This window comes from [Leptolyngbya] sp. PCC 7376, from assembly GCF_000316605.1.
Taxonomy (GTDB): domain Bacteria; phylum Cyanobacteriota; class Cyanobacteriia; order Cyanobacteriales; family MRBY01; genus MRBY01.
Genome location: NC_019683.1, coordinates 397449 through 419682, shown reverse-complemented (window position 1 = coordinate 419682; position 22234 = coordinate 397449). Strand labels below are relative to the sequence as shown.

The following is a 22234-nucleotide window of genomic DNA, read 5'->3' as shown; positions in this document are numbered from 1 at the left end:
GAGAAGCAGGTGAAGTGAAATGGTAGAAAAAGTGGAGGATTTAGGAGGCGATCGCCGCACCGGAGTAAACAGGTAAACCTTTGGTTTTGAAAATATCGATGGTGTGGGAAACCTGTTGTGGGCTAGCGGGAGGCGTATCTTTAAGTTGATAGTCGTAGCCCAGCTCCTCCCATTTGTACGCACCCATTTGATGGAATGGCAGCACTTCAACCCGTTCCACATTGTCGAGAGTCGCCACAAAATCCGCTAAACCCCGAATATTTTCATCAGCATCAGTGAGGTCAGGCACTAATACAAATCGCACCCAAGTTGGCTTGTTAATTTCATTGAGATAGCGTGCTATTTTCAGGGTGGGTTCAAGATCTTTTGTCGTAACTTTTCTGTAGGTTTCTGGGATAAAAGATTTGATGTCGAGCAACACTAAATCAGTAAATTCAAGGATCGATTGTGCGATTGTGAGAGGTACAAAACCAGATGTATCAAGGGCAGTATGAATTCCTTCCTCATGGCATCGCCGAAAGATTTCTCGAACGAATTCTGGTTGTAATGTGGGTTCGCCACCGCTGATAGTGACGCCACCGTTTTTGATGTAGTTTTTGTACTTCAGAATTTCGGCCATCAGCTCATCGACGGTGACTTCTTTTCCGCCTGTGATTTCCCGGCAATCGGGGTTGTGGCAGTAGAGGCAACGGAGGGGGCAGCCTTGGGTAAAGATGACAAACCTGAGTCCAGGACCATCGAGGGTTCCGCAGGTTTCGACAGAGTGAATGCGTCCGGTTTGAGTCATGGTGATGACGTGAAAAAAGTTACTTGCTGAAATGAGATTTCTCTGGTTTCTCATTTGCCTCCCTTAATAAGGGAGGTGCCGAAGGCGGAGGGATCTTCAGTAGGTTATGCAGCTTAGGAGGATCCCCCCCCAGCCCCCCTTTACTAAGGGGGAGTTTAGATCCAGAGACCTTTATGGAAGGTGCGATTTACTACGTCTAACTGTTGTTCGCGGGTGAGCTTAATGAAGTTCACTGCATAACCCGATACACGAATAGTGAGTTGTGGATACTTCTCAGGATGATCCATCGCATCAAGCAAGGTCTCGCGGTTCAACACATTGACGTTTATGTGATGGCCAGTGCTAGCAAAATAACCATCTAATAAATTCACGAGATTGGTGCGGCGATCGCCTTTTTCACGACCGAGGGCATCGGGCACAATCGAGAAAGTATAGGAAATACCATCTTGGGCATCATCGTAGGGAAGTTTCGCCACGGATTCGAGGGCAGCAACAGCACCTTTATAATCTCGCCCATGCATGGGGTTTGCGCCGGGGGCAAAGGGTTCACCAGCCTTACGGCCATCGGGGGTACTGCCAGTCTTCTTGCCATAAACCACATTCGACGTAATGGTCAAAATAGATTGGGTTGGCAGAGCATCGCGGTAGGTGGGATGTTTGCGCACTTCACCCATAAACTTGCTGAGAATCTCACAGGCGATCACATCCACCCGGTCATCGTTATTACCAAAGGCTGGATAATCACCGTCAATGGCATAATCTACCGCTAAACCATTAGCATCACGAATCACTCTCACACGAGAATATTTAATCGCCGCGAGGGAATCCGCCACCACCGACAAACCAGCCATACCGCAGGCCATGGTGCGGAATACATCCCGGTCATGGAGCGCCATCTCAATCCGCTCATAGCAATATTTGTCGTGCATGTAGTGGATGATATTGAGAGCATTGACATAGGTTTTAGCGAGCCAACCCATCATCAGCTCGAACTTCGCCATCACATCGTCGTATTCCAAAACATCACCAGTAACTGGCGCAAATGCCGGAGCCACTTGGTCACCCGATTTCTCATCCTTGCCGCCATTGATCGCATAGAGCAAAGCCTTCGCGAGATTTACCCGTGCGCCGAAAAACTGCATTTGTTTGCCGATGCGCATACCCGATACGCAGCAGGCAATGCCGTAGTCGTCGCCATAATAGGGACGCATCAAGTCATCGTTTTCGTACTGGATCGAGCTAGTATCAATCGAAACCTGGGCACAAAATTCTCGGAAAGGTAGCGGCATCCGTTTAGACCAGAGCACTGTCAAATTAGGTTCTGGGGCAGCGCCGAGATTGTAGAGGGTTTGGAGGAAACGAAAACTGTTGCGAGTGACCAATGTCCGCCCATCTTCACCCATACCACCGATGGATTCGGTTACCCAAGTGGGATCGCCAGAGAAAAGCTGATTGTAAGCTGGTGTCCGAAGGAAACGTACCATCCGTAACTTGATAACGAAATGGTCTACTAACTCTTGCAATTCAGCTTCTGTAGTAATGCCTTCAGCTAAATCGCGCTCGAAGTAGATATCAAGGAAAGTAGAAACCCGTCCGAGGGACATCGCTGCGCCGTTTTGTTCTTTCACCGCGCCGAGATAACCGAAATAAACCCATTGGGTGGCTTCTTTCGCGGTTACTGCCGGACGACCAATATCAAAGCCATAGCTCGCGGCCATTTCTTTGAGTTCATAGAGCGCGCGGATTTGCTCGGAGATTTCTTCTCTCAGTTGGATTACCTTTTCGGTCATGGCATCCACTTCGAGGCTCAACAGTTGCGATCGCTTATCTTCTACAAGACGATCAATGCCATAGAGGGCTACCCGTCGATAATCACCAATAATGCGACCGCGACCATAGGCATCCGGCAAACCTGTAATGATGCCGGAGTGGCGGGCTTTGCGCATATCGGAAGTGTAGCCATCGAAGACGCCGTCGTTGTGACTCTTGCGGTATTTCGAGAAAATCTCAGTGACTTGGGGGTCAGGAGTATAGCCATAAGCTTCAAGGGATTTATTCACCACCCGAATACCACCAAACGGCATGATTGCGCGCTTGAGCGGTTTGTCAGTTTGCAACCCGACAATTTGTTCTAGGTCTTTGTCGATATAGCCGGGGGCATGGGCGGTGATTCCTGTGACAATGCTAGTGTCTGCGCCGAGAATGCCTTTTTCCCGCTCCTCTTTCATTAGGGCAGCAACTTGATCCCAGAGCTGGCGAGTCCAGTCAGTGGGAGGTGATAAAAAATCTTTGCCAGCAGTGTAGGGCTTATAGTTGCGTTGAATAAAATCCCTCACATCGATGGCTTTACACCAGTTCCCTCTGGCAAATCCCGACCATGCATCTTGTATTTCTTTTTTGGTCTGGGTCTCAAAGGTTTTTGGAGTAGCGATCATAGCTCGAACCTCCCGCGTTTTTTTGAAGCGATAGGTAGCTAGAAGTCCATAAAGTACTTCCACTAACTATATTGGTTCGATGTCGCACAATTATGCCTTCTCTAAGCTATGGTGAAACACCTAATAGTCTGTGGCTGTAATCATTAGAGTGGACTTCTATCTACACCTCTATTATCCTGCGGAAATTCGCACATAAGTGGATATTTTTACCAAGCTAAATAAGCAAGCTTAAAGTTGTTTTTCTTAACTGAGATGAGTGCTTATTTCGGACGTTATAGATTTCGAGAAAGGATATTTCTCTTGACCTTCTCCCTTTTGAAATTTCCCCAACAACACAAAACCCCTACCGACTCGGTAGAGGTTTTGTTGTTTTATTAAACTAAGCCTTTCGACTTTGGCTAAATCAAACTAATGATTAACCGTTGATTGCAGGCGCTTGGAGAGCTACAGGAGCCTCAGTACCAGACGCCAAGTCGAGAGGGAAGTTGTGAGCGTTACGCTCGTGCATTACTTCAAAACCGAGGTTTGCACGGTTAAGAATGTCAGCCCAAGTGTTGATTACACGACCTTGACTGTCAAGAACAGACTGGTTGAAGTTGAAACCATTGAGGTTGAATGCCATGGTAGAAATACCAAGAGCAGTGAACCAGATTCCGACTACAGGCCATGTACCAAGCAAGAAGTGCAAGGAGCGGCTGTTGTTGAAGGAAGCGTATTGGAAGATCAAACGACCGAAGTAGCCGTGAGCTGCAACGATGTTGTAAGTCTCTTCCTCTTGACCAAACTTGTAACCGTAGTTCAAGGACTCAGTCTCAGTTGTTTCACGAACGAGAGAAGAAGTAACGAGAGAACCGTGCATAGCGGAGAACAAAGAACCACCAAAGACACCAGCCACACCGAGCATGTGGAAGGGGTGCATGAGGATGTTGTGCTCAGCTTGGAAAACGATCATGAAGTTGAACGTACCAGAGATACCCAAAGGCATACCATCAGAGAAAGAACCCTGACCGATGGGGTAAATCAAGAATACGGAAGTTGCTGCGATTACAGGAGCACTGTAAGCAACACAGATCCAAGGACGCATACCAAGACGGTAGGAAAGTTCCCACTGACGACCCATCCAGCAATAGATGCCGATGAGGAAGTGGAAGATTACCAACTGGTAAGGGCCACCGTTGTACAACCACTCATCGAGGGAAGCTGCTTCCCAGATGGGGTAGAAGTGGAGACCAATTGCGTTAGAAGAAGGAACAACAGCACCAGAAATGATGTTGTTACCGTAGAGGAGAGAACCTGCTACGGGCTCACGGATACCATCAATATCAACAGCTGGTGCTGCGATGAAAGCGATGATAAAGCAGATAGTTGCGGATAAAAGACAAGGAATCATTAAAACGCCGAACCAACCAACATAAATGCGGTTTTCAACGCTAGTAATCCACTTACAGAACTTTTCCCACAAAGAAGCGCCTTCGCGCTGCTTTAGAGTAGTAGTCATGTTTCTTTATGATTACGGGTGAATTTTAAAAAAGTTAAGTTCTGGCGAACCAAAACTTGTTTGTATTTACGCAACATCTTATGTATTGCTTCTAAAATTCAAAAAGCATCTTTACATTTCTTGCCTGAGCTTTTTATTTCTTTACTAAAAGCCGGTAAAATGACCGCTCTGAAGCATTTTTTGAAATTTAAATACAATATTTTTGCCGTGACACTCTCATTTTTATTGAGTTATGTAAATGAGATTTGAGACTAATTCGGAAGGAATTTCATAAAGATTTTCAAGATCTTAATTTAATATTAAGGTCATTGTGGCTTTGGTGTCTAGGTGAGATTTCGTTGGAGAAATAAGAGCTTATGCTGCTTGTAGATAAGGCTGTTTTGTTGTTTTTAGTAGCGCAATATTTGATAAATAATGGTGCAACCAAAGGTTAAGAAAAATAGGCCTAGTAACCCAAGGAAAATAAGTATCAGCATGAGGTCGCGGCGAGGTGAGTGGCTGATTAACCATGGATTGAGTCTTTTTTGATGGCGATCGCCGCGAATGATTTTGCCCCAGAGATAAATAGGGTCACCGACTTGCCGCGTGTATTCTCGAATGGCGATAGACTTGCGATTGCCAAGATAGCCTTCACGTTTAATGTTGTTCTCCTCTAGGAAGGCGATCGCCTGTTTATCTGAAAAGTCTTGGAAGATATAGCAGGCAAGGAGTGGGTTAAGACAGAATAGGATAGAAGCAATAAACATAGATGCCATGCCTGCTCCCCATAGTCTTGATTTACGCCTAAAAGCTGTTGCCGCCTTCGATAAAGGTGAACGAAAAAGTGATATCTGTCGCTTCTTTGGTATTAGCCGAAATACGCTAGACCTGTGGCTGAAACGACGAGAGAAAATCGGTTCAGTCGCTCCGAAGACAGATTACCGTCGAGGCCCTCAACCGAAGATTAATGATCTAGATGCTTTCGTGCTTTTGCAGAGGAATATGGGCATCTAACCCAGAAGGAAATGGCGGAGAAATGGCCAGAGTCTATTAGTGATGCATCCAGACGTGAAGCTCTACGGAAAATTGAATTTACTCGAAAAAAAAGACCTATCGATATCAAGAGAGAGATAAAGAATTAGAAAAAGCATTTGTGGCACAACTGAAGCAGTATGGCCAAGAACGACTCGTATATATCGATGAAAGTGGATTTGATAATACCTTAGATTATGGGTATGGCTACTGCCATAAGTCAGAGAGGTTTATCGCAGAGAAGTTAGGTCATCGTACAGAACGAGTTAGCGTGATTGGAGGATGGCGAGAGGGAGAGCAGATAGCACCGATGGTATTTGAGGGCTATGCCAACAGCGCCTTAGTTTGCCAATGGGTAGAGGATTGCTTAGTGCCAGAGTTGATTCCGGGTCAAATTATTATTCTGGATAATGCCAGTGTTCATCCAAAGGAAAGAATACAAACATTGGTGGCGAAGGCAGGATGTGAAGTGATATTTTTGCCACCCTACTCACCACACCTGAACAAGATAGAGAAGTTTTGGGGGAGGTTAAAGAAGGAGGTAAGTAAGCTCATCAAGAAGACTGAGGATTTGTTCGATGCCATCAGAATAGCCTTCTGTTCTATGTCCTAACCTTCTCCTTCGCTGCTATATTTTGATGCAAAGAGACCGTGGGTTGTCCTAAACCGACAAAGTCATGGGCTGAAAAATTATAGGTAGAGAAGAAAAAACTATCGTTGCCGAGCTTGATTAGAGGGCGTTTGTGAGAAAGAGACTGCACTTCAACCATGCCACTTCGATCGCTCACCATGAAGTGCTCTTTGGACTCTTCGTCTAATAGGGTTAGGGTGCTATTTTTGCTTTTGGTTTCAGTAACGATAATCCGCCAGCTGACACAGGGAGTCTTTGTTAGAGGTGAATACTGACTTGCTCTACCCGCTAACTTGCCCGCCACATAAATTTTTTCGCCAATCTGTGCTGAGGTGATCGCTTTCGGCTTGTAAGCAAAAAGAGTCACTAGATTTTTCCACGCCACAAAATAGGCAAAATTTGCGCCAACCAAAGCTAAGCTTATGCCTACTAGGAGTTCAACTATTACCATGGCTACAATTGTCTGACGATACTGATAGATTTTCCTGGAATATTGTTTGTCTTAATCATCTTCTATTCTGTTGAAAAACGATTTTCATGCAACCATTGCTTCAAGATTACTCGAACAAAATAAAATTTCAATTTTCGATTATTCTGCCTCTTCATAATCGTCTGAACTATTTTGAATCTTGTTTGAAATCAATCTGTCAGCAGCAACATCAATGTCGCACTGAAATCCTTCTATTAGACGATGCGAGTCAAACATTTAGTCGCCAAGATATACAACAAATAGTAGAGAAATGCCGACCCTATCTACCATCTGAGAAATATACAATTTACTATCTACGACATCCTCAAAACCTTGGGGAATACTCCAACATAAATTGGGGTATAAAGCTAGCAAATAGCCCTTGGATTTATATTGTCCATGATGATGATTTATTACTGGAAAATACACTCCTCTGGTTTGAGGAGATTATTCAGAAGCAACCCTCTCTAGATTTGGTTAGCGGCGCTTCTTATACGATTGACGACACCGATAAAATTATTAAGAAGTCTTCTTTTCTGGGTAATCAAGGATTAGCGAATCAAGAATTTTTAAATTTGTTTTTAGCGAATAATCCATTGGAGTGCGTGGCAACAATTTATAGTAAACAGATTTTTGAAAAGGTTGGCTATTTCAAAGCAGATTTAGATGTTTCGGCAGACTGGGAACTGTTACGACGCGTAAGTAAAGTGACAGAGTTGCAATGGTATTACTTGCCCCAATATATTGGTGCTTGTCGTCATCATGAACAGCAAAAATCCAAGCAATATCAAACAAGTATTTCAGACCAATATATTTGGCAAGTTCTGAATTTATCGCAGCATTATTTTTCGTCTTTAGAACAAAGAACTTCAAAAAAAAGTCGCTATTGGCAATGTTTTCAAGCTGTAGAACATTATTTTGATGCTGGAGAAATGGATTCAGCTTTGTCGTTATGCCTCGATATTGTGGAGTTTTCTGACCTGGGTGATCGCCTGTGGCTAGAAGTGCTCAATCAATTTGAGTTGAAACATAAACAGCAAATCTATGAGCTGATGGTGATGCTGATCGACAAAGCTACTGAAGTGCACTAGCTCTCTAAACGTTTTTGCCAGTCGGCATCGAGAGTGGCTTGGTTATCCAAAGTTTGGTCGAGGAGGTCACGGTCTGTGCCATAGGCAATATCGGTTTCTCTAATGACTTTTTGTGCGGCAAATTGTTGGGCATATTTCAGTTTTTTCTGCATTGGTGGATAACCTTCTGCGAGGACAGATGCAGTGGCTTTGCGTTGGCTATTGCGGGCTTGAAGTTTGCCATTACGGCGTTGAATCCAAAAATATCGGACGAGGGGCACTGTCAAAAAGGCGATCGCATAGGCGATGAGAGCAGGATAGAGTGCACTGACTAAGCCGATAAAGCCACCGATTTGGGCAACCACTGCCGGGTCTTGGAGCATCGTGCCAAGGACAAGGGCGAGCACTAAATTCACGCCACCTAAGCCGATGGCGAGGAATTTTTGATTAACTGGTGCAAGGGTAAATGTCCAGCGATTTTCTTCGAGAAAGATTGGTACAGATTGCTTGCGACGTTCTTTTGCTTTGACCTGTAGCTCAGGGAAATAATAGATCAACTCGCCTTCCGGAGACACTTCGGGATAGCCGTTAAATCGTGCCATCACCGCCATCATGTGGTTTTCTTCGGCAATGCTATCGAGGTCATCAAAATAGGGGGCAATTTGCTCAGCAATCACTGCGCCATCGTTATTTTGAATCACTTGGCCAATACTTTGCCAGCGGCGATCTTCGAGGTTTGGATTCGGGTCGCCATCGCCAAAGAGGAATGAAAATACCGACTCCAAAAAGTTCATCTCAGAATCTTGGCTATTGCCCGCCGTCTGTACTCGCAATTGAGGCGATCGCCCGTAGCCACGACGGTAATAGCCTGGAGTAAACATGCGGAATAAATCAGGTCCCCACCAAATGAGCCATGTCGTTGGGATACCACCGCCACGGGAACGGGAATTGTTGTTATCATCGCGACTATTCGCTGCAAAAATGAGTGCCAGAATGGCGATCGTCATGATTGCAATCGAGGCCACGAGAGCAACCCCGAAGGAAATACGGATGATGTAGAAAACCGCTTGCCAGACTTTGTCGAGGGGAGCTTTGAGCCGTAATTTAAAAGATTTACTGGATAAAATCGACCGAAAATTTGACGGAAATTCGTAGATAATATCGCCTGTCTCAGCCACTTGGAGATTACCTCCTGCTTCTGACGCAAGACTGGCAAGTTGATTTTGGGCAAGCTGTACACTGAGTCCGGCTTGGCTGGCAACTTCCCCGACTGTGGCGCGATATTGCAGCGTTTCCACTGCTTTCATTAATTGGGGTGAAAAACTCATAAATTCTCGTCTTTCGTCACGAAATACAGAACTGGTCTTATCTACCAGTATAAAATTTGAGTTAGGTTCTGGGGAATTTCACAATGATTGTTACAGGTCTCATAATTACGGTGGTGGCGATCGCCATTGGATTTGCCCTAAACCGAATCATCGCCGCAGATCAGCGCTGGTTCTTTCAACTGCGCCGTCCCAACTGGCTAACCTTCGAGCAATTTATCCCTATCGTCTGGATCAGTATTTTCATTTGCGGCATTATCTCCGCAAACTATATTTGGCACACTGATCCCTACGGATTTCGCACATGGTTATTGCTCGCAGGCTATGGCATCCTTGAGATCGCAATTTTGGCCTATACCCCAGTCATGTGCAAGATGCGGAGTTTAATGGCTGGCGTGATTATTGGTGGTGCAGGTTTTTTTATTGGCCTGATTTTGGCGCTACTGGTTTTTCCAGTTTCACTTCTTAGTTTTGCGTTACTCGTCCCCTTCTTGCTCTGGAGCCCTATCGGTACATATATCACTTGGGAGATGCTTTGGCTTAATCCCGGCAAGCGTTAGACTCACCACTTTCAGTTTCTATTTGAAGTATCCAATTAAGAAAAAGATGGTTTGATCCTAGTATTTTATATCCTTGAAGCCATAAAAAATGCGCGTTTCTCTAAAAAAACAGAGATTGAAAATACACAATATTTGATGTGCTGAATAATGTCTATGCATGCTTTTAATAACCCAATCTTTAGATAGAGAAAATCCAAAGAAATAGGGTATTTCTTGTTATAATCTTTGAGGTAATAAAAGATATATTTTGCCTGATGAATCAGCCACAATTTTTGACCGAAGATGAATCTCTCAGCGTTGATGCTGCTTTATTATCCAGCCCAGAAAAGTTCCTCGCACGGCTGACAATTTCTTCCCATCGTCTCCTCGCGATTATTGCAGCTGACCGTGATTGTGCGATCGCCGATTTAGAGTATCAACAGATTATTGAATGGTTTGAAAAAGACAGTAAGGTGCGCCGCGAACAAGGAGTCGATGCTGCTGTCCTAAAGTGGTAGAGTGAGGGCGCAAGATGCCCATAACCGTGTGACGATGATCGCCCTCGAATCCTTTATTCCTTTTCCTAGACATATTCTTTTGGAAGCTTGCCTTACAGAGCTTGAGACGACAGCTACTGATGTGCAAGCCTTCAGTGATTTTTGCCAAAGTCTGTCACTTTTTTATCATCTCAGATACCACAAAAGTACCGAATCACTAAAAGCACAATATCTACCCTTCGATCCTGAGGAAGTGGATTATGGTGAAGGCGATCTCAACACTGGTGCCGATTTTATTGCGCAGTTTAGTCAGATATTAGAGGAAGCAAACTTTTCCTCGCTGTCGAAAGACACACTCAAAAAAGCCTTTGCAACAGAATCTTTGATTTCCCTCAAAACAGATGTGGATTTTGATGACTTTATTGAAGTTGTTTGCTATTGCCAAGGAGATATTTTTCAGGAAGTTAAGACGAAAAAAATCTTTAGGGAATTCAACAAAAAAGTCGATATTTATGAGCGAGTTGTTTTGCTTGTTCAGTTTAAATCTGCTGATTATTTTAAGCAAAAAAAGATTGATGTAAAAAAGCTTCCTTTTAAACCAGGGAAGATTTATATTTCGATGTATAAAAATATCCCTAAAAAGGATATCGAATTTGTCTTCCCCAATGTCGAAGTTGGGATGTTATTAAGGGATAAATTGTTATTTTGGATTCCGGCGATCGCCGCTGGTGTGCCGACTGTTTTCAAAATTATTCCGCAGTTTACCTTAATTATCGGCGTGATTTTATTTGTCGTCTTTGGGTATTTCCATATTGACTGGAATTTTGTACAGATTCAGTCAGAAGAAGCGAAAGACGTGATGCCTATTCTGGTGGCTATGCTCTCAGTTTTATTGGGCTGTGGTGGTTTTGCCGCACGACAATATGCGACTTATAAATTTAAATATCTCAAATTTCAGAAAGAAGTCACTGATACGCTATTTTTCCGTAACTTATCCAACCAGTTTGGAGTTGTGCAGCTTTTAGTGGATGCAGCTGAGGAAGAGGAATGTAAGGAGATTTTTCTCGTTTATTGTTTTCTGCTTAAGCATGGCAAGCCTTTGGACGCCAAAACTTTGGATCAAGAGATTGAGACTTGGTTCCTTGAGAAATGGAATTCAGCGCTGAATTTTGACATTGTGAACACCCTCAAAGTAATGGAAAACTTTGCTGGCGATCGCCCCTTAGTCACTAAAACAGAGGACGGTAGATATGTCGCAATGCCGATCGAAGAAAGCAAAACTCTCTTGCAAAAACTATTACAAGAGAGCGTTTAGATTTTTTTTAGTTAAAGGTCTGTCGGCTTTGTGGGAGCTATGCTTCCAGCGGATCTTTAATCATGAGTTTTGCGAGGAAGAAACATAAAATTGCATTTGCAATTAAGAATCCCTGTGCCAAGACGCCAGAACCAAGACCCCAAACGAGTGGTGAAGTAAAGGCATAAACTGTGAGGCAGGACGCCACACCGAGGCTTAAACCAACCCCGAATTTCTTTCCGAATTCTGTCCCAGCAATCAGGACGATCAAGCCGAAAGGAATCAAGACACTTGCGAAAATGGGGTTAAGAACGGGACTACCATTAATGGCATTACCGAGTTCAGGTAGAGAGCTACCGAGGACGCGGAAAGGTGCTTGGGAGAGATCAAAAATGTAAAAACCTTTGAAGAAAAATAGCCCTGAGCTACCCATCACTAGACCGCCATTAAAGGCCATGCTCCAGCCAAAGGGGAAATAGTTGCGGAGGACAAAAGCTAGTAGATAGGAGCCGAGCACCATCGCAATTTTTGGGAGGATGGCGATCGTGCCACCATCAATCCAGAAACGAGGATTCAAATAGCCATTGTCGCGCACCCAACGGAAGAAATCTTTGAAAGTAATCTTGCCTTTCACCGCTTCTCGGAGTGCTTCGCCAGCATTCAGATAACCCGCACCATAATGGTTAAAGGGATCGTCTTTAATAGTTTGGGCAGATTGTTTGAGCACTTGTAAAACTTCAGCGGGTTCTTCTACCCCTGCCGCTTTAATCATCGCTGCCACACCAGCCACATGAGGAGAGGCCATACTCGTACCTTTGTAATCCTCGAAAACGGCTTGACCAGAACTAGGATCGATAGTTTCTTGAAGAATGCCACCGGATTCACTGCCACCGGGAGCTGTAATATCAACGCCTGCACCATAGTTGGAATAAGGCGCTTTTGTTCCTGCTGCATCGATTGCGGAAACACCGATGACTTTCGGATAACGGGCGGGATAAGAAGCACCGTTTTGGTTTGCATTACCCGCTGCGGCGATAACCACTACATTTTTCTTGTACGCGTAATCAATTGCTTCTTGCATCAGACGACTTTCGCCGCCACCACCGAGGCTCATATTGATTACGTCTGCGCCATTATCTGCCGCAAATTTGATGCCTTCTGCGATATCAGAAATCGTGCCGCCACCATCTGCGCCTAGTACTTTAATCGGCATGATTTTTGCGTTGTAGGCTATACCCGCAACGCCATAACCATTATTGGTAGATTGGGCAATGGTTCCAGCAACGTGGGTGCCATGACCAACGTCATCAGCAGCTTTGGGGCGATCGCCGACAAAATCGTAACCCTTTACAAATTCTGTTTTTTCTAAATCAGGGACACGACTAACGCCAGTGTCAATCACAGCAACGGTAATACCTTCACCCGTATTTTCTGTCCAAGCTTGTTCGACATTAATTTGTTTGAGATTCCACTGCTTCGCGTAGTCGGGATCATTCGGAGCAGCAGTTTGGTAGATGTAGTTTGGTTCGATATATTCTGTCGATTTGGTGAGATCAGAATCTCGGAGCGCCTTCAATAATTTCGAGTGGCCTTCAACGATATATAGGTTATCTCCAAGGGAAAATTCGCTATTCAGCCTCGCTGTTGTGTTGAATTGCTTGGCCAAATTTTCGACTTTCTGGGCAATATCACCCTCGCTCAAATCTTCTCGAAAATCTATAACAACCGAATCATAGGTACCTTGGGTGGCTAGGCTAGGCATATTGATCAGCGCCAATCCCAACCCCACAATGAACAATAGTGTAATCAGTAACTTCCGCATGGGTGCATACCAAACCGACTCACCCACTGTAGCCTATTCTTTTTTTGATGCTGGTGAGGTTGCTTTTTTTGTAACTCTTTTTGTCGAAATTTTTGTCGAAGAATATCGAAAATGGCTAGGGGAGATCGCCGCATTGTCGCAGCTTGGCATTTGTTGCACAATGAGACGGAAGAAATGTCGAGACTTAAAAAATATGACTGCATTAACGATTCAGGCTGAGCAGTTGGAATTGGTGTATCTACTGGAGAAAGAAGATTTAGGCGAGACAGGAAAACAATTGCTTGAAGGCTTAGGGCGATCGCCGAAAACTATTTCGCCACGGTATTTTTATGACGCAAAAGGCTCGGCATTATTTGAACAAATTTGCGAATTGCCAGAATATTACCCAACGCGCACAGAAGCAGAAATCCTGAAAACTGTATCTCCAGAAATTGCCGAAATTACTGGCAACACTGAGCTAATTGAATTAGGTAGTGGAAGCTCGACGAAAACCCGATTTTTATTGGATGCTTATCAGCAATTTGGGCAGCTGGATTATGTGCCTGTGGATGTTAGTGCCAGTATTGTCGAGTTTGCCGCCGAGCATTTATTTCAGGAGTATAAAAATCTTTCTGTGACAGGCTTGATCGGAACCTATGAACAGGCGATCGCCCATCTACCTGACCCCGAAGACTTACCTCGAATGTTGGTTTTCTTAGGCAGCACCCTCGGTAATTTTTCAGCAGCGGAGAGTGATCGCTTTTTTAAACAGACTCGTCAATCTCTCCGCAGTGGCGATTATTTTTTGTTGGGAGTTGATCGCCATAAATCAACAGATATCCTTGAAGCAGCCTATAACGATAACCAAGGAGTCACTGCCGCGTTTAATCTCAATATGCTCAGCCATTTAAATGAGCGTTATGGATCAAACTTCGACTTAAATAATTTTCGCCACCGCGCTATTTACAACGTTTCAGAGCGACAGATCGAAATGCATTTGGATTGTTTGCAGGATCACACAGTTGAATTTCAAGATCTCAATGCAACTGTTGAGTTTCAAGCTGGCGAAAGTATTTTGACTGAGATTTCCCGCAAATTTGAACTCGGAAAATTACGGGACAATCTCGCAATGCAAGGACTCAAAACGGTGAAAGTGTGGGGCGATCGCCAAGACTGGTTTAGCCTTATTTTGACCCAGGTGATTTAAAGTTTTTGCCAGGCTATTTCTTCGCGGGTTAACCGGATTTGCGCCAAAGTTACAATCATCGGAATAATTCTGCCGTAATTTGTGGCAATCGCCCGCCACCCGAGATCCGCGAGGAACCAGCCCCACATCGCTGGCACCACCACGCTAAACACACTCCGCATTGCGCCATACTTTACAGCGGTTGTCGCTAACCCTTTTTTCGCAGCTTGAGATGATATTACTGTGGCTAATTTTCCTGCACCACTCGCTGTAACTCTCGCCATTTGGGATGACGCAAAATACAAGGCAAATTGTTTGGCAATATTTTTGAGAATCGCTGTTTTTAATAACGTGCTCACCGCTAGCGTGCTGCTACCCTGCAACAAAATTTGGAAAGGATTATGTTGGAGTTGCACTGGTAAGGGTTCTGGTAGAGATGCATCTTCAAGCGATCGCCGAACTTTGTGGAGTAAAGATGTCTTGTCCGCTGCGGGTAATTTCCGCCAAGCTTTCCCGGTGAGATGGAGAAAAATTTCTGCTTCGAGATCCGTAGTCGTAATCCCTGCGACCCCAGACAATTTCAAAAAAGTACAGACTTGCAACAACACTTGGCGATAGGTCAATGTTTCTGTCTGACCTAGCAAAACCGTAAATCCATCCGCGGCCAAATGACGAAATCGCTGCTCAATACATTCGATTTGGCGATCGCGATGTTGCGTTTGAATAAAAATCGGCTGTGGTGTATTGAGATAATCCAGCGGGTTAAACTTGCGGCTAAACAAGATTTGAGTCAAATGCTGCAATTCCTCATCCGTCGCTAGATTGAGGGCTGTTCTTAGCTCGTCCACGACAAACTCTCCGACAAAATTCTCGTCCATTCTAAACGAAGCATCCGAGAAATCACTGATACTAAAGTCGCAGAAATAGCCAATTCAAAAACTATTTTGTTTTCGTGGATTTTCGGCGGCCTGTCCGTCTTGAACGAGTCTTTAAAAGCTCACTAGTCTTTTCGACCTTGGGTGGGATGGAGTTCATATCAAAGACTGGAATGGTGAAGGAAAACTGACTACCTTGATTTTTCCCCTTGGATTCTGCCCAGATAGAACCTTTCCATCCAGTGACAATTTGGCGACAAATCGCTAAGCCCATACCAGTGCCTCCAGCGCTACGTCGTAGTGCCCCTTCTTCTTGGTAAAACAAATTAAAAATCGTTTCGAGACGTTTGGGTTCAATGCCGCGACCACTATCGCGAATACTCAAGGTCAACTGCTTCTCACTTTCGGCTGTGATATTCATTTCCACCGTGCCATCGTCATCGGTAAATTTGCAGGCATTATCGAGTAATTTTGCGATCACTTCCACCAGCCATTCACCATCGGCTTGAATCAATGGAAGCTCTGCTGCCACATTGTTAACGAGATTGGGTAATGGTTGACCGCCACTTTGGAGACGACGAGCCTTCATATGACTAATGGCCAGTTCCACACATTCTCGCAGTAACAAAGGTTCTTCTGTCCATTCGACGCGACCACTTTCGAGTTTGGACAGAGTTAAAAAGTCTTGCACCAGATTCCGTAATCTTTCGGCATCTTGGAGAGCTGTGTCCAGCATGACTTGGCGCAACTCTTCTGGCATATCTGGCTCATTGGCCAAACTTTCGAGACAAACTTGAATAGTTGAGAGAGGCGTACGCAGCTCATGGCCTGTAATGGCTACAAGGTTTGAGCGGGTACGGTCGAGGGCAGCGAGTTGTTCGTTAACTTCTTCGAGGTTGTTATAGGCTTCGGCTTGGATTAGAGCAACACCTACCTGCACGGCGATCGCCCCCACGAGGGCAATATCTTCCTGCCGCCAATGGATAGACTCAGCATCACAATGGTGAAGTTCGATCATCCCTAGCAATCGCCCTTGGTACAAAATCGGCACCAACAGCCACGACACAATCGAACAATTCTGCGCCAACTTTTTAATTTCACCCTTTACAAAATAGGGATCATTTTCTGTCCTATCAACGCCTAATGGTTCGCCAAGCGCGACGACTTCCTGAAAGAGAGGATTATTTTTTAGTGGCCAACTTTGGGTTTTAACCGAAATTTGTTCGCCTGTCAGAAACTCATGGCCAATCGTTGCTGTGTCAGAGTTTTCTTCGCAGCGGTAAATAATGCAGCGACAGACCCCTAGGCCATCCCCCAGCTTTTCTACTGCCAACTGCAAAATATCTTCTGTATCGAGCGATCGCCGGATTGCTGCGGTAACAGTATTAATTAATCGCTCCTTCTGCTCTTTGTTAGATAGGGAACGGTTGGCCTTAATGATTTTGTATTGACTCGCCTGTAGATAATTAACGAGGCGCTGTACAAACGGGTCTGCTGTGGCTGTTGGTGGCTGCTCAATAATATCAGCGGGAACCCCAGAAAAATAGGTATCTTTTGCAGTTCGAACTTTCTCTGCTAATTCTGGGCGGTAAACCAATACCCGATCTAATAGAAGATCCGCTGTCTTTTCCGTGATTAGGCGATCCTCTGTCCATAATCCCTCAAATCGTCTGGCGTTATCTGCGGCAAAGCTACCCGTTTTTCCCGGAGGAACAACCTTTTCTCGACAGACTAAACAGCTCGCAAATGAATCATTGAGGACAATTAAATGCCATTCATTACTGAGGGTATCCTCTGGCTCAAAGGCCACCATCTCAAACTCTTTCGATGCGTTTTCAAAGTCCGTTTCTGGTGCTGCAAAGACATACACTTGGTCTGATTTTTCAGCAATCCGCCGATAACGATTCGCCTCTTGACGGTAATATCGTTCCCGCTGAAAACTGGCAATGACAAGGGAAGCTCCACCACTGGCTAAAATCTGATCCTCCATTGCGTGAGACAACGCTGTGAGGGAAGACTTGAAGTAAAGCTGAGGCTGCCCATTAGGCACTGCAATCAGTAATTGCTCGACAATCGAGGGGTGAATGCTCATTGAGAAATGCTGTTGATCCTTGGGGGTATCGCCAAAAAAATTGGCACTCTTAACACTGGAATCCCTTTGATTATCCTTGATTCCACACTATTGATCAATTTTTACTCAGAATTTGTACTTAAGTATTCATCTCTGCTTCTGGAGGAGCTGGCAACACTCGCATTCTTGCGTACTTTAGGCCAGTAACACCCTGTAATGGTTCCACTGTGCCGGATTCAACTGCTGTGTCGAGCCACTTTTCACGTTGTAGATAGTAAACGTATTGTCGATATTGATCCCATTCATCATCAGTGGAATAAACAATCGTTAACATGCCAGGCTGGGTAATGCGACTTTTTGTATTCAGGTCACGCCCTTTATCGATACGTTTTTTGACGATTTCGTAGCGGGTATCCTTACTGCCTCGCACATCAAAGCTCTTTTCAGTTTGCTCATCGTGGTAGATATCGATGGTGATGTCCTGCACCAAAATCAGATGGGTGACTTCGATAGTAGTGTCGTAATCATTTTTGAGCTCAAGGCAAGCGCGGGCACAGTCACAAACTGCCCGAATTTGTTCATAACGCAGTGCATGGAGATGAAAGGCAGAAAAGCTGGGGTTAATCTCCGCGCCACAGTAAATCATATGGTCAATGCCATCTGTTACTTCCACATCACAGTAGTGAGGGATAATCGCCTGCATTTTTTGTTGCCAATAGTCCCAGGCTTTGCGGAGGCGATTGGTGATGTCGTGGATCATGTAGTCATAATGCTCACGGGCCACACAGACAGAGTCATGGGAATTGTCGCAGGCGGTTTTGTAGTCGGCGATCGCCTGGGGTACTTGACCTTTTAGAGTTTGGAAATAGTCAAAATAAACTTCGAAGTGTTGCCGAAGATATTCGATGGCAGTGACTTCGTCTTCGACATGGATGCCTTCCTGTAATCGCTGGGATTTTTCGGTGAGGTTAACTTCAAGCTGTTGTAAAAACTGAATGTTGTGTTGTTCTAGAACCGCCTCAATCACAGCGATCGCCAAAGCATATTGATCAAGCAAATCTTTCTGCACTGCTAGGTTTCGCTCTTGTGAGGAGCCACGAATATCTGAGATGCCATACATCGGATAGACTTTCTCAAAAATAATCGGGGCTGGTGCTAAACCCCAACTGCGTCGTTCTGCCTCTTCCCTAAACCGCCATTCTACAGATGGGTGAATGTGATTAAACGGGAGTTGATTTGCTGTTCTGAGGGCTGTTCTGAGGGCTGGGATTAGTTTTTGGCCGTGGCTAATATCCAGATGGTCAAAGTTATTGCGGCGATCGCTCAGCATGGCCACCATACCCATGAGCTGTTGCGTGTCACTATTTTCCTGCTGACAAGCTAAAACCAACGGAATGAGCAGCATTGATTTGATCCCTTGACTGACCAACTTTTTCTCAAAATCAGTCACACAATGGGAGGCTAAATCCGGCACATTCAGCACATGGTTGTGGGAGGCTGCCCGCAAAAAATGAGAGTTGTCGAGAGCGCGGATTGAGGCCAGAGTCGTTTGACGAATGCGACCATTTTTAATGCGATAGAGCTTGATCTTTTCGTGTTGGACGCTTAACAGAATGCCACCATGGGATCGAAATAACGATTTCATCTGGTGGGTGAGACTCTGAAATTTCTCTTCCTCAAAAATAGATTCGCGATCAACGAGGGATGCAATTAAACGCTGTAATAGTTCGCGGTTGGTGACATCCAAGCCTTCCCAGAGCCATTCTCCTGTCACTTTGTAATTGTCTAGATTGAGACGTTGTTCCCATTCGGGGTATAGAACGATGTCTTCAGGGGCAATATCCTGGAGGCCAAAGTCAGCAAACTCATCAATATCATTGTTAATCCGTTGGACGTGGAGGTGCTGCGATCGCAACCAAAACTGGATGTAGCGAGGATCTGCGCTGTCGGTGAGATTAAAAGTTGTGACGAGGGGCTCATCGAGAAAGCGCCATCGATCGTGGGAAATGCCATACACATCTCGCAAAACGAGTGGAAGCAGATGTCGGCGGTAAAGTTGTTCTGGAAACTCTTCGCTCACATCTTCGAGCAGATCAAAGATGCAAATATGTTGATGTTTAAGCGGCAGTTGCTGTTGATCAATCCCCGTTAAAGTTTCAAAGGCATGGTTGATTTTTCGCAGGACAAAAGACCCTGGTTCGAGCACTGCCATGAGGAGTTTGCTGTGCTTGTGGAGCAGGTCGTGCCAAGAGAGGCTGGGTTCCTCAAAGTCAGCAGTGGCAATGTTAAACGGATCACTGAGGGGGTTGTCGACGAGTAAAAGGGGCTGATCTTCCATAAAAATTGCTTCCGCGATGGGGTCACTCAAATCCGGATGGGATAAATCAACTCGATGCACCCAAAAAACTCCCCCCGAATTTTTACCTATTTTGCTATCTCTACGATAATCAAGGATCCGCAAAATGTCCTATGCCTCTAGTGTTGCGTATCGGCAGGAGCAAAATCCTGCCAAGTCGCAAATCTGTTTAGGCGATCGCCTCGAAGAGCTCGGAGTATGGTTTTTCTGGTGCGGCTTCATCGGTAACTGCTTCGATGATCTGATCAAAGGTATTGGCATCATCCAGAGCCGCCACACAAATTTCGGCGACGAGCTGGCGGGGAATACGTCCTTCAAATACCGTATCTGCACCAGAAAGAACGACAGAGGCGATCGCCTCAGTATTGAGGCCGCCGGGACGGACAATTGTATGTTTCAGCGAGCTACCGATGAGATAAGCTTCTGCTTGCTTTTTCCAAAACAATACTAGGCCGAATAAATTGAGTGGGTGGAAGAATTTCGAGACGCAGAGTGAAGTGACAAGAATAAATTGTTTTACGCTTTTTGCCTCAGCCGCATCAACAAGATTTTTTGTGCCAACATAATCCACTTGATAAAATCCAGCAATATTTAAACTAGGTCGCGAAGCTGCCGCCGAAATCACATAGTCACAATCGGCGATCGCCGCATCGAGAGTTGATTTTTTCTGGAGATCTGCTTCTATCAACTCAATGCCCTCAGGCAAAATCTCTTTTGCTTTGTCGATATCCCGCACCATCGCTCGTACCGAAATTTGTTTGTCCAGTAGAGTTTGGACGACACGACGTCCTGTTTCACCCGTTGCCCCAGCCACTAAAACTTTCATCTCATCGCCTCTTTCGTTACAAAACTACAAAATAAACTCTTGTTAAATATAATGAATTGGTGTTTCTTGGGATGCAACTTTACAGAAATGTAGGCATGATTCTAGGTACAACAAGCATATTCCTTGTCTTTTGAGTCTATGGACGCTTCAGAATCTTCGTCTCAGTTTGCGGATAGTCCGAATAGTGTAGCCTTGCCCCCGATGTCTTTCCAGACGCGTTTTAAGGGCATCATGCTCATGTACGCCGAGACGAATGTCGTTGCGGAGTATCTCAATCGTCATGAAGGGTGGTTTCATCGTTGTGCCCATCCGATGAAGGTAGAACCCTTTACAGAAAAAGGATACATTTTGACGGTTGGTAAGTTTGGGAATTTTGGATACGAGGTTGAGCCCAAGATTGCGGTGCTGCTCGATCCACCTGTGGAAACGCTCTACAAGATGTACAACGTGCCGGTTCCTGATGAGCCAAATCTTGGCTATGCCATCGATTATTCTGCGGAAATGTTGCTCAGCGATACGACCTGGCATTCAACGATTCATGATTTAGACAAAGCGGCAAAAATATTTGGCGATCGCCCGATTCCTGAGCTTATTACTCAAGTCGATTGGAATCTCGATCTGAATGTGAAAGTGCAGTTCCCAAAATTTATCTACAAATTCCCCCAGAAAGTTCTCCAAGCGGCAGGCGATCGCCTTCTATCAAGCATTGTTGCCCAGGTATCCCCGCGATTAACTGTTAAAGTACAGCAAGATTTTCATAGCACCCTTAACCTGCCCAAACCCCCCAAAAGCGCTAGCTGTTTTACTTGTCTGCGTCGCCCAGAACAATCAGAGTCTTTTAATACAGCACCAACATCAGCACAAAAAAAAGAGGGCATTGATCAGACCAATGCCCCTACACAAAGTATTGTGTTGTAGTTCTATTCCTAGCTATCTTTTAGCTTGAGGTCGGACTGGCTTTTGCTAATCCGCACACCTCGAAGCTTACATACGACCGATAATCTTGGTGACGATATCCATACCAGAAATTGCTTGCCAGCCGAATAAGCCGACGAGCGCTGTATTAAGACCGATATGGGTGATGCGTGCGAGTTCGTTGCCGCGCTGCATAAATGGTGTCAGAGAAGCTGAAACCGCAATAATACCGGTCATTGCGAGACCAACAATTAAGTGGGGACCAACAAAAAGTTTATCGTTGTTGATATAAGTAACTGTCATGCCGCCGATGGTACCGAGAACCATAAATGCGAGCAGGGCTGCACCGATCTGATGGTGCTTGAAACCAAACTGTTTTTTAATGAGTTCTTTGCGGACTTCTTTTTCTGCAGAACGGGTACGACGACTCTGAAAACCGAGATACATTGCATAGATTGCCAGTCCGAAGAGCACCCACATCATCGCGGGGTGAGCAAATTGTGACCAGACTTTAACTGATTCTGGGATAGCCATATCGAGTTAAATTTTTCCTCAAGTAGTGTTGCGAATCTTTATAAAAGTTAACTCATCCCCTTCATAAATGAAAACAATGTATTGCTGATTGTCGCGTCATGGGGAAAGGTTATG

At 45.0% G+C, this 22234-nt stretch carries 18 protein-coding genes and 1 pseudogene; 7 read left to right on the top strand and 12 right to left on the bottom strand.

Features of this window, described 5'->3' with window-relative positions:
* Positions 1-40: 40 nt before the first annotated feature.
* The 4 genes from pflA to LEPTO7376_RS01800 all read right to left on the bottom strand — a co-directional run bounded on the left by pflA (position 41) and on the right by LEPTO7376_RS01800 (position 5466).
* Positions 41-787, bottom strand: coding sequence for a pyruvate formate-lyase-activating protein (pflA, locus tag LEPTO7376_RS01820; protein WP_015132589.1), 747 nt, complete (start codon positions 785-787; stop codon positions 41-43).
* Positions 788-942: 155 nt separating this feature from the next.
* Complete coding sequence (gene pflB / locus LEPTO7376_RS01815; protein WP_015132588.1) at positions 943-3222, bottom strand: formate C-acetyltransferase; 2280 nt, start codon at positions 3220-3222, stop codon at positions 943-945.
* A 415-nt stretch (positions 3223-3637) separates the two neighbouring features.
* Positions 3638-4720 carry a photosystem II q(b) protein gene (gene psbA, locus LEPTO7376_RS01810; protein ID WP_015132587.1) on the bottom strand — a complete coding sequence of 361 codons (1083 nt, stop codon included), beginning with the start codon at positions 4718-4720 and terminating at the stop codon, positions 3638-3640.
* Between the two features lie 389 nt (positions 4721-5109).
* Positions 5110-5466, bottom strand: coding sequence for a hypothetical protein (locus LEPTO7376_RS01800; protein WP_015132586.1), 357 nt, complete (start codon positions 5464-5466; stop codon positions 5110-5112).
* A 7-nt stretch (positions 5467-5473) separates the two neighbouring features.
* Here LEPTO7376_RS01800 and LEPTO7376_RS28830 point away from each other — a divergent pair.
* Positions 5474-6344: pseudogene (locus LEPTO7376_RS28830) on the top strand (IS630 family transposase).
* Here the strand turns inward: LEPTO7376_RS28830 and LEPTO7376_RS01785 are convergent.
* The gene (locus tag LEPTO7376_RS01785; RefSeq protein WP_015132585.1) at positions 6334-6813 is read right to left on the bottom strand and encodes a hypothetical protein; all 480 of its coding nucleotides are present in this window, start codon (positions 6811-6813) and stop codon (positions 6334-6336) included. The pseudogene LEPTO7376_RS28830 and the gene LEPTO7376_RS01785 sit on opposite strands and share 11 nt — an antisense overlap.
* A gap of 86 nt (positions 6814-6899) precedes the next feature.
* Between LEPTO7376_RS01785 and LEPTO7376_RS01780 the strand changes: the two genes are divergently transcribed.
* Positions 6900-7922, top strand: coding sequence for a glycosyltransferase (locus LEPTO7376_RS01780; RefSeq protein ID WP_015132584.1), 1023 nt, complete (start codon positions 6900-6902; stop codon positions 7920-7922).
* Here the strand turns inward: LEPTO7376_RS01780 and LEPTO7376_RS01775 are convergent.
* Entirely contained in the window at positions 7919-9229 is a 1311-nt protein-coding gene (locus LEPTO7376_RS01775; RefSeq protein ID WP_015132583.1) for a hypothetical protein, read from the bottom strand. The genes LEPTO7376_RS01780 and LEPTO7376_RS01775 overlap by 4 nt on opposite strands.
* A gap of 83 nt (positions 9230-9312) precedes the next feature.
* On the opposite strand from LEPTO7376_RS01775, the gene LEPTO7376_RS01770 reads away from it, so the two are divergent.
* The 3 genes from LEPTO7376_RS01770 (at position 9313) to LEPTO7376_RS01760 (ending at position 11577) form a co-directional block, all read left to right on the top strand.
* Positions 9313-9786, top strand: a complete 474-nt coding sequence (locus tag LEPTO7376_RS01770; RefSeq protein ID WP_015132582.1) for a TspO/MBR family protein — start codon at positions 9313-9315, stop codon at positions 9784-9786.
* Positions 9787-10040: 254 nt separating this feature from the next.
* Positions 10041-10283 (top strand): hypothetical protein, encoded by a 243-nt coding sequence (locus tag LEPTO7376_RS01765; RefSeq protein WP_015132581.1) that lies wholly within the window; start codon positions 10041-10043, stop codon positions 10281-10283.
* A 1-nt stretch (position 10284) separates the two neighbouring features.
* The gene (locus tag LEPTO7376_RS01760) at positions 10285-11577 is read left to right on the top strand and encodes a TMEM143 family protein (RefSeq protein ID WP_051188697.1); all 1293 of its coding nucleotides are present in this window, start codon (positions 10285-10287) and stop codon (positions 11575-11577) included.
* Positions 11578-11614: 37 nt separating this feature from the next.
* Here the strand turns inward: LEPTO7376_RS01760 and LEPTO7376_RS01755 are convergent, their stop codons facing one another.
* Positions 11615-13378 (bottom strand): S8 family peptidase, encoded by a 1764-nt coding sequence (locus LEPTO7376_RS01755; protein WP_015132579.1) that lies wholly within the window; start codon positions 13376-13378, stop codon positions 11615-11617.
* Between the two features lie 160 nt (positions 13379-13538).
* Here LEPTO7376_RS01755 and egtD point away from each other — a divergent pair, with 160 nt between their 5' ends.
* Positions 13539-14564: an L-histidine N(alpha)-methyltransferase gene (gene egtD, locus LEPTO7376_RS01750; RefSeq protein WP_160148570.1), complete on the top strand. Its 1026-nt coding sequence runs from the start codon at positions 13539-13541 to the stop codon at positions 14562-14564.
* On the opposite strand, the gene LEPTO7376_RS01745 is transcribed toward egtD, so the two are convergent.
* The 4 genes from LEPTO7376_RS01745 to LEPTO7376_RS01730 form a co-directional block, all read right to left on the bottom strand.
* Positions 14561-15391 carry a YaaW family protein gene (locus LEPTO7376_RS01745; RefSeq protein ID WP_041764686.1) on the bottom strand — a complete coding sequence of 277 codons (831 nt, stop codon included), beginning with the start codon at positions 15389-15391 and terminating at the stop codon, positions 14561-14563. The two genes, egtD and LEPTO7376_RS01745, sit on opposite strands and share 4 nt — an antisense overlap.
* Before the next feature lie 91 nt (positions 15392-15482).
* Positions 15483-17510 (bottom strand): DICT sensory domain-containing protein, encoded by a 2028-nt coding sequence (locus LEPTO7376_RS01740; protein ID WP_015132576.1) that lies wholly within the window; start codon positions 17508-17510, stop codon positions 15483-15485.
* Between the two features lie 118 nt (positions 17511-17628).
* Positions 17629-19887 (bottom strand): hypothetical protein, encoded by a 2259-nt coding sequence (locus LEPTO7376_RS01735; protein ID WP_015132575.1) that lies wholly within the window; start codon positions 19885-19887, stop codon positions 17629-17631.
* 127 nt (positions 19888-20014) lie between these two features.
* Positions 20015-20671, bottom strand: coding sequence for an SDR family oxidoreductase (locus LEPTO7376_RS01730; RefSeq protein ID WP_015132574.1), 657 nt, complete (start codon positions 20669-20671; stop codon positions 20015-20017).
* Positions 20672-20809: 138 nt separating this feature from the next.
* Between LEPTO7376_RS01730 and LEPTO7376_RS01725 the strand changes: the two genes are divergently transcribed.
* On the top strand, positions 20810-21589 hold the full coding sequence (locus LEPTO7376_RS01725) for a DUF1997 domain-containing protein (RefSeq protein ID WP_015132573.1): 780 nt from the start codon (positions 20810-20812) through the stop codon (positions 21587-21589).
* Between the two features lie 66 nt (positions 21590-21655).
* Here LEPTO7376_RS01725 and LEPTO7376_RS01720 read toward each other — a convergent pair whose 3' ends face one another.
* Positions 21656-22120 (bottom strand): DUF4079 domain-containing protein, encoded by a 465-nt coding sequence (locus tag LEPTO7376_RS01720; RefSeq protein WP_015132572.1) that lies wholly within the window; start codon positions 22118-22120, stop codon positions 21656-21658.
* Positions 22121-22234 lie beyond the last annotated feature (114 nt).

What these genes read in the sequence shown, in the direction of transcription:
- pflA (WP_015132589.1), bottom strand. Translation starts at nt 787, where the DNA reads ATGACTCAAACCGGACGCATTCACTCTGTCGAAACCTGCGGAACCCTC.
- pflB (WP_015132588.1), bottom strand. Translation starts at nt 3,222, where the DNA reads ATGATCGCTACTCCAAAAACCTTTGAGACCCAGACCAAAAAAGAAATA.
- psbA (WP_015132587.1), bottom strand. Translation starts at nt 4,720, where the DNA reads ATGACTACTACTCTAAAGCAGCGCGAAGGCGCTTCTTTGTGGGAAAAG.
- LEPTO7376_RS01800 (WP_015132586.1), bottom strand. Translation starts at nt 5,466, where the DNA reads ATGTTTATTGCTTCTATCCTATTCTGTCTTAACCCACTCCTTGCCTGC.
- LEPTO7376_RS01785 (WP_015132585.1), bottom strand. Translation starts at nt 6,813, where the DNA reads ATGGTAATAGTTGAACTCCTAGTAGGCATAAGCTTAGCTTTGGTTGGC.
- LEPTO7376_RS01780 (WP_015132584.1), top strand. Translation starts at nt 6,900, where the DNA reads ATGCAACCATTGCTTCAAGATTACTCGAACAAAATAAAATTTCAATTT.
- LEPTO7376_RS01775 (WP_015132583.1), bottom strand. Translation starts at nt 9,229, where the DNA reads ATGAGTTTTTCACCCCAATTAATGAAAGCAGTGGAAACGCTGCAATAT.
- LEPTO7376_RS01770 (WP_015132582.1), top strand. Translation starts at nt 9,313, where the DNA reads ATGATTGTTACAGGTCTCATAATTACGGTGGTGGCGATCGCCATTGGA.
- LEPTO7376_RS01765 (WP_015132581.1), top strand. Translation starts at nt 10,041, where the DNA reads ATGAATCAGCCACAATTTTTGACCGAAGATGAATCTCTCAGCGTTGAT.
- LEPTO7376_RS01755 (WP_015132579.1), bottom strand. Translation starts at nt 13,378, where the DNA reads ATGCGGAAGTTACTGATTACACTATTGTTCATTGTGGGGTTGGGATTG.
- egtD (WP_160148570.1), top strand. Translation starts at nt 13,539, where the DNA reads ATGAGACGGAAGAAATGTCGAGACTTAAAAAATATGACTGCATTAACG.
- LEPTO7376_RS01740 (WP_015132576.1), bottom strand. Translation starts at nt 17,510, where the DNA reads ATGAGCATTCACCCCTCGATTGTCGAGCAATTACTGATTGCAGTGCCT.
- LEPTO7376_RS01730 (WP_015132574.1), bottom strand. Translation starts at nt 20,671, where the DNA reads ATGAAAGTTTTAGTGGCTGGGGCAACGGGTGAAACAGGACGTCGTGTC.
- LEPTO7376_RS01725 (WP_015132573.1), top strand. Translation starts at nt 20,810, where the DNA reads ATGGACGCTTCAGAATCTTCGTCTCAGTTTGCGGATAGTCCGAATAGT.
- LEPTO7376_RS01720 (WP_015132572.1), bottom strand. Translation starts at nt 22,120, where the DNA reads ATGGCTATCCCAGAATCAGTTAAAGTCTGGTCACAATTTGCTCACCCC.